This is a genomic window from Rathayibacter sp. AY1D5 (assembly GCF_002932515.1).
In the GTDB taxonomy this organism is placed as follows: domain Bacteria; phylum Actinomycetota; class Actinomycetes; order Actinomycetales; family Microbacteriaceae; genus Rathayibacter.
Genome location: NZ_PSVU01000050.1, coordinates 21214 through 28313, shown reverse-complemented (window position 1 = coordinate 28313; position 7100 = coordinate 21214). Strand labels below are relative to the sequence as shown.

Sequence of the window (7100 nt, the reverse complement as noted above, 5' to 3'; positions counted from 1 at the left end):
GATCGCGGCGACCAGCGCGGTCAGCGGCGAGGCCAGGAGGCAGGCGAGCGAGATGATCACGGCACCCGAGAGAGTGCCGACCAGCGGGATCAGGGAGCCGAGGAACGCGACGCAGGCCAGCAGCGCCGGCACCGGGGCGCCGATCGAGAGCAGCAGGATGAACGTGAGCACGCCGTTCACGCCGGCGAGCGAGACCTGGCCGACCACGTAGCGGCCCACGGCGCCGGTGATCTCGTCGCCGACCTCGTGCGCCTTCGCGCGGTGCGAGGCGGGGGCGAAGCGGTAGGCGACGGCCTTCATCGAGCGCAGCGACGCGAGGAAGTACAGCGTCAGGATCAGCACGATGACGGCGCCGGTCACGCCGCTGGCGATCCCGGTCCCGACCGCGATCAGTCCGCCGCCGAGCGAGAGCAGGTTGTTGGGGTTGCCGATGAAGCTCTGGACGCTCTCGATCAGCTCGTCGATGTCGATCACGCCGCGCAGCTGCTGCTCGAGGTCGAGCACCCACTGCTGCGAGGCGATGTCGGTGACGATCTGCGGGGCGCTCGTGACGAAAATCGTCAGCTGCTCGACCAGGATCGGGATGATGTAGACCAGCAGGCCGGCGAAGATCAGCACCACCGCGGCGAATACCGCTGTGATCGCGAGCGGCCTCGGCAGGCGCTTGCTCTCGAGCCAGGAGACCAGCGGATCGAGGCCGAGCGCGAAGAACAGCGCCACGAAGATGTAGGTCAGCACCGTGCCCAGCTGCACGACGAGGCCGCCCAGGACGAGCGCCACCAGCACGCCGAGCGCGCCGAACAGGCCGATGCGGAAGGAGCGGATCGTGAAGACCGGCTTCTCCGGGTCGGCGGAGACCACGATGTCCGGCTCGACCGCGGGCTGGGCGGGTGCCGACCGGCGCCGGCGGGAGCGGGCGAAGGCGCGCGGGGTCATCATGGGACGAGCGTAGCGGGGCGCCGGGAGGCCGCCCGGCGACCGGCCCACCCTTGACGCGGCCGTTCGAGCGGTGCTCCCGCCCGCTCAGCCCTCCGGATCGTGGTCGTCGACCGCGCCGTCGCCCCGGTGCAGAGCGGCGTGCCGCTCCCACTCGGTGAGCAGGTGCTCGATCGCCTCGTGGAAGCGCCGCGTGGCCGCTCCGGGCGACGTGTCGCCGAAGTAGCGGTGCACCCAGCGCTCCAGCCGCTCGACCGACTCCGGATCGTGCTCGGCGCTGTCGATCCGCGCGATGATCGCGGAGGCGTCCTCGGCGTGCAGCCACTCCGCGTCGCCGAGGTAGCCGCTCTCGTCGACCTCGGCCTCGGCGCTGACGGGCCGGGTGACCAGCAGCGGGCGCCCCGTGGCCAGCCGGTCGTAGACCATCGCCGACACGTCGAGGATCGCGAGGTCGGCGGCGGCGAGCTGCCAGCCGAGCTCGGCACCGGTGTCGTGCACGTGACCGGCGCGCGGATCGGCCGCGTTGGCGGCGGCGATCATCGCGACGATCGCCCGGTCGGCCGCGGCGTAGTCGGAGTCGACCGCGCCGCTGCGGGGATGCGGGCGGTAGACGAGCCGGAACCGCGGGTCGGCCAGGAGCCCGCGCACGAGGGCCGTGCCGTGGCTCCGGATCGAGCCGTAGCCCGCGGCGGGGCGGTCGCCCTCCCAGGTCGGCGCGTAGAGCACCACGCGGCGCTCGTCGGGCGTGAACGGCACGGCGCCGGCGAAGTGGTCCGCCTGAGGACGGCCGATGGCGAGGGCGCGCCTGTCGAAGTCGTAGTCCCAGAGCACGCGGCGCAGCCGGGCCAGGGCGGCGTCCCCGGCGATCATGCTGTAGTCGTACGCCTTGAACTGGTTCGTCGTCATGTACATCTTGTCGCTCTCGCCGTGATTGACGAAGACGTGCCAGCGGCGCCCGTAGCGCATCATCTGGAAGTTGCGGGCGTTCTGGTTGACGTAGAGCACGATCCGCAGCGGCTGGCTCGCGATGGTGCTCTCGAGGTCGGCGACGGAGCGGACGTAGGCGACGGGGACCGGGCTCTCGCGCAGCAGCACCTCCGCGGCGCCGGCGTTGCGGCTGAGGAGCACGACCGGATGCGTCTCCGCCAGCTCGGCCAGCGGCCGGTACCACTGCCGCAGCTGGTACAGGTTGATGTCGCCGTCGGCGAAGTAGACGCCGATCTCGAACCGGCCCTCGGGCAGCGGCCCGCGCTCCGCGAGCAGCCGGGTCACCGCGTGGCGGGCCCGGCGGGCCGCGAGAAGCTCGCCGCCCACCTTGCGCGCGAGTCGCGCGTCGGTGCGGAGGCGGGCGAGGAGGGCGCGGGGAGCGGGAGTCATCCGCCCCAGGGTACCGGCGACGGCCCCCGCGCCGGGGGCCTCGCGCGGTCCGATCAGGCCGGGGTCACCCTCAGCCAGACGAACTGCAGCGGCGCGAGACGGAAGCCCTCGCGCAGGTCGACCGCGATCTCGGTGACCAGGTCGACCGCCTCCGCGGCGAACCCGCCGAACCGCTCGGCCGCGACCTCCTGGACCTCGTCCGACACGTTCGCGAGCACGAGCACCGACTCCCCGTCGCCGGGGCGCTGGTAGCCGAGCACGTGGTCGTTGACCGGGTCGAAGACGCTCAGCTCGGTGCCCGCGAACATCGGCACGGCCTTGCGCACGGCGATGAGGTGCAGCAGCCCGCCGAAGACCTCGCTCGCGGCCGTCCCCGGGACCTCGCGCTCGTCGTAGCGCTCCGCGGGGCGGCGGGGCCGGTTCACCCAGCGCGAGTCGCCGGCCGTCGTCGGGTCGTCGAGGTAGCCGTGGTCGTTGAGCTGGCCGACCTCGTCGCCGAGGTAGAGCAGCGGCAGCCCGCCGGTGCTCAGGGCGATCGAGTGCGCGAGCAGCACGCGGTCGATCCCGTAGGCGTCGCCCGCCTCCACTCCGGCGAGGGACGCGGTGGTGCCCGAGACGCGGCGGTCGCCGGTGCGCGGGTTCTCCTGGAACGGCACTCCGCGGGCGAAGGTGCCGTCGAACCGGTCCGTGTAGAAGTCGTTGAGGAAGCGGCGGTGGCCGGCCGCGTCGATCCCGAGCTCGGCGGCGTCCTCGTCGGCGAAGGTCCAGCCGATGTCGTCGTGCCCGCGCACGTAGTTGACCCAGGCCGTGCCCTCGGGGAGGGCGTGCCGGCGCTCGAGGGCCTGCGAGAGGAGACGGACGTCGCGGGTGGCGAGCGCCTCCCAGGTGAGCGCCATCTGCAGCGGGTTGTACGAGAGCTGGCACTCCTCGACGTCGATGTACTCGATCACCTCGTCGGGGTGCACGATCGCCTCGGACTTGAACAGCAGCGCCGGAGCGGCCAGGCGGCAGACCTCGTTGAACGCGCGCAGCAGCAGGTGCGCCTGCGGCTGCGACTCGCAGGTGGTGCCGAGCTCCTTCCAGATGAACGCGACCGCGTCCATCCGCAGGGCGTCGACGCCCTGATTGGCGAGGAAGAGCATCTCTCCCGCCATCGCCCGGAACACCTCGGGGTTGGAGTAGTTGAGGTCCCACTGGTAGCGGTGGAACGTGGCCCAGACCCAGCGCCCGTCCTCCAGCTGAACGAAGGAGCCGGGATGGTCGTCCGGGAAGATCTCGCGCGTCGTGCGCTCGAAGGCGTCGGGCTGCTCCCGGTCCGGGTAGATCCAGTAGTAGTCCTCGAAGCGCGGCTCGCCGGCCAGCGCGCGCTGCGCCCACTCGTGCTCGTTCGAGGTGTGGTTGAAGACGAAGTCGACCACGAGTGCGATGCCCTGCTCGCGCAGCTCGGAGGCCAGCCCGCGGAGCTGCTCCATGTCGCCGAGGTCCGGTCGCACGCGCCGGTAGCTCGAGACCGCGTAGCCCCCGTCCGACTCGCCCTCGGGCGCATCGAAGAGCGGCATCAGGTGCAGGTAGTTCAGGCCGATCTCGCGGAGGTACGGGATCTCGGCGCGCAGCCCCTCGAGGTCGCCCGCGTAGCGGTCGACGTAGCAGACCCCGCCCAGAGCCTTGTTCGAGAGGAACCAGGTCGGGTGCTGCTCGCGGGCGCGGTCGAGCGCGCGGAGCTCCTCGGGCCGCTCCTCCCAGGAGGCGGCGGCGAGCTCGACGATCGCGACCAGCTGGTCCTCGAGGTCCTCGCGGCCGGCGTACACCGTGGCGAGCAGATCGACCAGGCGCGGGAGGTGCTCGTCGAGGCGGCCGGAGAACTCGTCGTCGACGGCGCCGAGGCGCTCGCGAACCGCCAAGAGGAGGTCCGGTCCGGCAGGGGTCGTCTCCGCCTCGGCGCGCTCGGGCGGGGAGAGCTGGGTCGAATCGAACACCGTCGTCCTTTCGGGGGCCCCGGCGGGGGCGGATTCCCCGATGCTAGACGATCGGCGGACGCCCGGCGAACGCCATCCGGAGCACCGTGCGGGCCGAGAGGACGCGCCGGCCGCCCGGATCCGAGCGCCATCCCTCCCGCCAGCCGGCGAACCAGGCGCGCAGGGCGGCCGGGTCGCGACGCCAGCGGAGGCACTGGATCGCGGTCCAGGACGCCACGTAGACGAGCGCCAGAGGTGCGGCGAGGTTGCGGCGGGCGAGCCAGACGCGGTTGCGCGCGTTCAGCCGGTAGTAGTCGGCGTGACGGGTCGGCTGGATGACCGGGTGCTGGGCGACGAGCTCTCCCGCGTACCAGGCGGTGCGACCCGTGTCCCAGACCCGCCAGGCCAGCTCGATGCCCTCGTGGGCGTAGAAGAACGGAGCCGCCCAGCCGCCCGTCCAGGCGAACACGTCGCGCCGCAGCACGACCGCTCCCTCCCAGACCGAGAAGACGGGGCCGGAGCGGCGGGGGTCGCCCTTGAGGATCCGCGGGATCCAGCGCCGCGGGCTCGGGGTGCCGTCCGTGCTGTCGACGCGGGGCTGCACCAGGCCGATGCGGCGGTTCGAGGCGAGCAGCGCGACCGCGTCGACGAGGAAGCGGGGAGACGGGATCCGGGCGTCGTCGTCGAGGAAGAAGAGGTACTCCCCCGCGACGGCGTCGACTCCGGCGTTCCGGCCCGCCGGGATGCCGAGGTTCTCGGGGAGCGCCAGGGCGCGCACTCCCTCGGGCAGGCCGTCCGGCTCCCAGCCGTTGCCGACGCAGACGACGTCCAGCTCGACGCCCTCCTGCGCGAGGACGCCGGCCAGCCCCGCGGCGAGGTCGTCGGGCCGGGTCCCCTGCGTCAGGACGACGACGCCGACCCGCGGCTCAGGAGCGGACACGCTTGGACGCCATGATCGCGACGAAGTGGCCGACCAGGGCGAGGAGGGCGAGCGGCAGCAGCGCCCCGACGAGGACCCGGTCGGCCGTGCCCGCTCCGACGACGAGGCCCACGAGGGCGGTCGCGAAGGCCAGCATCGTCAGCTCGACGGAGTGGTAGAGGCGATGGAAGGGCAGGAAGCGGGCCGCGCGGCGAAGCCCCGCCAGCCCGGACGAGGACGGCACCGCCTCGCCCTTCGTGTCGGCCAGCTTCGTGAGACCGGCGTTCGCGCGCGCCACGTGCACCATGTCGTTGAGCGCCTTGTTGAGGACGATCACCAGGGCCAGGGCGAAGCCGATCGTGGTCCAGAGGAAGTCCGCCGGCGCCTCGAACGGGACGCCCGCCGCCCGCAGCCCGAGCGCGATCGGGATCAGCGCCTCGGTCGTGTAGTGCCCGACCTTGTCGAGGAACACGCCCGCCGGCGAGGACGTGCGGCGCCAGCGCGCGACCTCGCCGTCGCAGCAGTCCACCAGCATCTGCAGCTGGCCGAGGAGCAGCGCCAGCGCCGCTCCGGCGATCCCCGGGATCAGGAGGGCTGCCGCCGCGCTCCAGCCGACCAGGATCATCAGCCCGGTGACGCCGTTCGCCGAGATCGAGGTCTTCAGCAGCAGCCAGGTCAGGTAGGGCGAGAAGCGGCGCAGGTAGAGCGACGCCGTCCAGTGCTCGGCGTTGCGGCGCCCGCGCACCTCCGGGGGCTGCGCGACGGCGCGCAGCTCGGCGATGGAGCGGGGTCTCGTCGTCGTGGTCATGCGCCCCTCGGCGAGTCGGACCGCGGCTGGTGGCGGTGGGCGGAGATGTTGCTGGTCAGCCCGGCGAAGCCGAGCACGAAGCCGGTCCCCCAGGCCACGTGGACCGCCGGGATGACCACGGCGAACCACAGCATCGCACGCGCGCCGTCCGGCCGCGCGACCACGAGAGTGGCCGCCGCCACCAGGAGGAGGTAGGCGGCGGGCACCGCGAACCCGAGCAGGAGCCAGGGCGCGGCTCCGGCGAGCACCTGGACGACTCCCGCCAGCCCGACGAGCAGCCCGATCGCGAGCATCGCGACGAGCACGGGCGGAGCGAAGTAGCGCAGCGACCGCGAGGCCGGGAACATCCGGGTGAGCTCGCCCCGCCACATCCCGGTCGAGAGGAACTGCCGGAGCAGCGCGCGCATCGAGGGCCGCGGCCGGTAGGTGACGGTGAGGCGCGGAGTGAACCAGACGACCTCGCCGCGCTCGCGCAGCCGCCGGTTCAGCTCCCAGTCCTGCCCGCGCTTGAAGCGCTCGTCGAACAGGCCGGCGCGCTCGAGGGCGGAGCGGCGGAAGACGCCGAGGTACACCGTGTCGGCCGGGCCCTCCTCGCCTCCCACGTGGTGGGGCGTGCCGCCCAGCCCGATGCGGGAGCCGTAGGCCCGGGCGACCGCGCGCTGGAACGGGGTGAGGCCCTCCGCCGCCATCACTCCGCCGACGTTCGCCGCTCCGGAGCGCTGCAGCGCCTCGACCGCCGTGCGCGCGTACTCGGGCGGCAGGACGGAGTGCGCGTCGACCCGGACGACGACCGGGTGGCGCGAGGCGCGGATCGCGGCGTTGAGGCCCGCAGGAGTGGAGCCGACCTCGTTCGGCACGACGCGGATCCGCGGGTCGGCCGCGCTCAGCTCGGCGACGAGCTGCTCCGTGCCGTCGATGCTCGGGGCGACGGCGAGGACGACGTCGAAGGGGCCGGTGTAGTCCTGGTGCAGCAGCGAGTCGACCGCGGCGCGCACGTGGGCGACCTCGTTGAGGACGGGCATGACGTAGGAGACGCCGGGCAGGTCGGAGAGGTCGTCTTCCGGGATCTCGTGCTGCATGGGTCCAGTTCGTGCGGGAGGAGCGC

At 73.0% G+C, this 7100-nt stretch carries 6 protein-coding genes; all 6 read right to left on the bottom strand.

The window, feature by feature from the left end; genetic code table 11:
• Positions 1-939 (bottom strand): AI-2E family transporter (locus C5C82_RS13890; protein WP_104355235.1); only part of this gene is annotated, 939 nt, incomplete at its 3' end.
• Positions 940-1023: 84 nt separating this feature from the next.
• Complete coding sequence (locus C5C82_RS13885; RefSeq protein WP_258059840.1) at positions 1024-2313, bottom strand: hypothetical protein; 1290 nt, start codon at positions 2311-2313, stop codon at positions 1024-1026.
• A 53-nt stretch (positions 2314-2366) separates the two neighbouring features.
• On the bottom strand, positions 2367-4214 hold the full coding sequence (locus tag C5C82_RS13880) for an amylosucrase (protein WP_104257288.1): 1848 nt from the start codon (positions 4212-4214) through the stop codon (positions 2367-2369).
• Between the two features lie 118 nt (positions 4215-4332).
• Positions 4333-5208 carry a glycosyltransferase family 2 protein gene (locus C5C82_RS13875; RefSeq protein WP_104233189.1) on the bottom strand — a complete coding sequence of 292 codons (876 nt, stop codon included), beginning with the start codon at positions 5206-5208 and terminating at the stop codon, positions 4333-4335.
• Complete coding sequence (locus C5C82_RS13870; protein WP_104223579.1) at positions 5195-5995, bottom strand: CDP-alcohol phosphatidyltransferase family protein; 801 nt, start codon at positions 5993-5995, stop codon at positions 5195-5197. The genes C5C82_RS13875 and C5C82_RS13870 overlap by 14 nt, the downstream gene beginning before the upstream one ends.
• Positions 5992-7074 carry a glycosyltransferase family 2 protein gene (locus tag C5C82_RS13865; protein ID WP_181067779.1) on the bottom strand — a complete coding sequence of 361 codons (1083 nt, stop codon included), beginning with the start codon at positions 7072-7074 and terminating at the stop codon, positions 5992-5994. Before C5C82_RS13865 ends, C5C82_RS13870 begins: the two co-directional genes overlap by 4 nt.
• Positions 7075-7100 lie beyond the last annotated feature (26 nt).

Excerpts from the sequence above, each read along its gene's own strand:
- C5C82_RS13885 (WP_258059840.1), bottom strand. The coding sequence starts at position 2,313 with ATGACTCCCGCTCCCCGCGCCCTCCTCGCCCGCCTCCGCACCGACGCG.
- C5C82_RS13870 (WP_104223579.1), bottom strand. The coding sequence starts at position 5,995 with ATGACCACGACGACGAGACCCCGCTCCATCGCCGAGCTGCGCGCCGTC.
- C5C82_RS13865 (WP_181067779.1), bottom strand. The coding sequence starts at position 7,074 with ATGCAGCACGAGATCCCGGAAGACGACCTCTCCGACCTGCCCGGCGTC.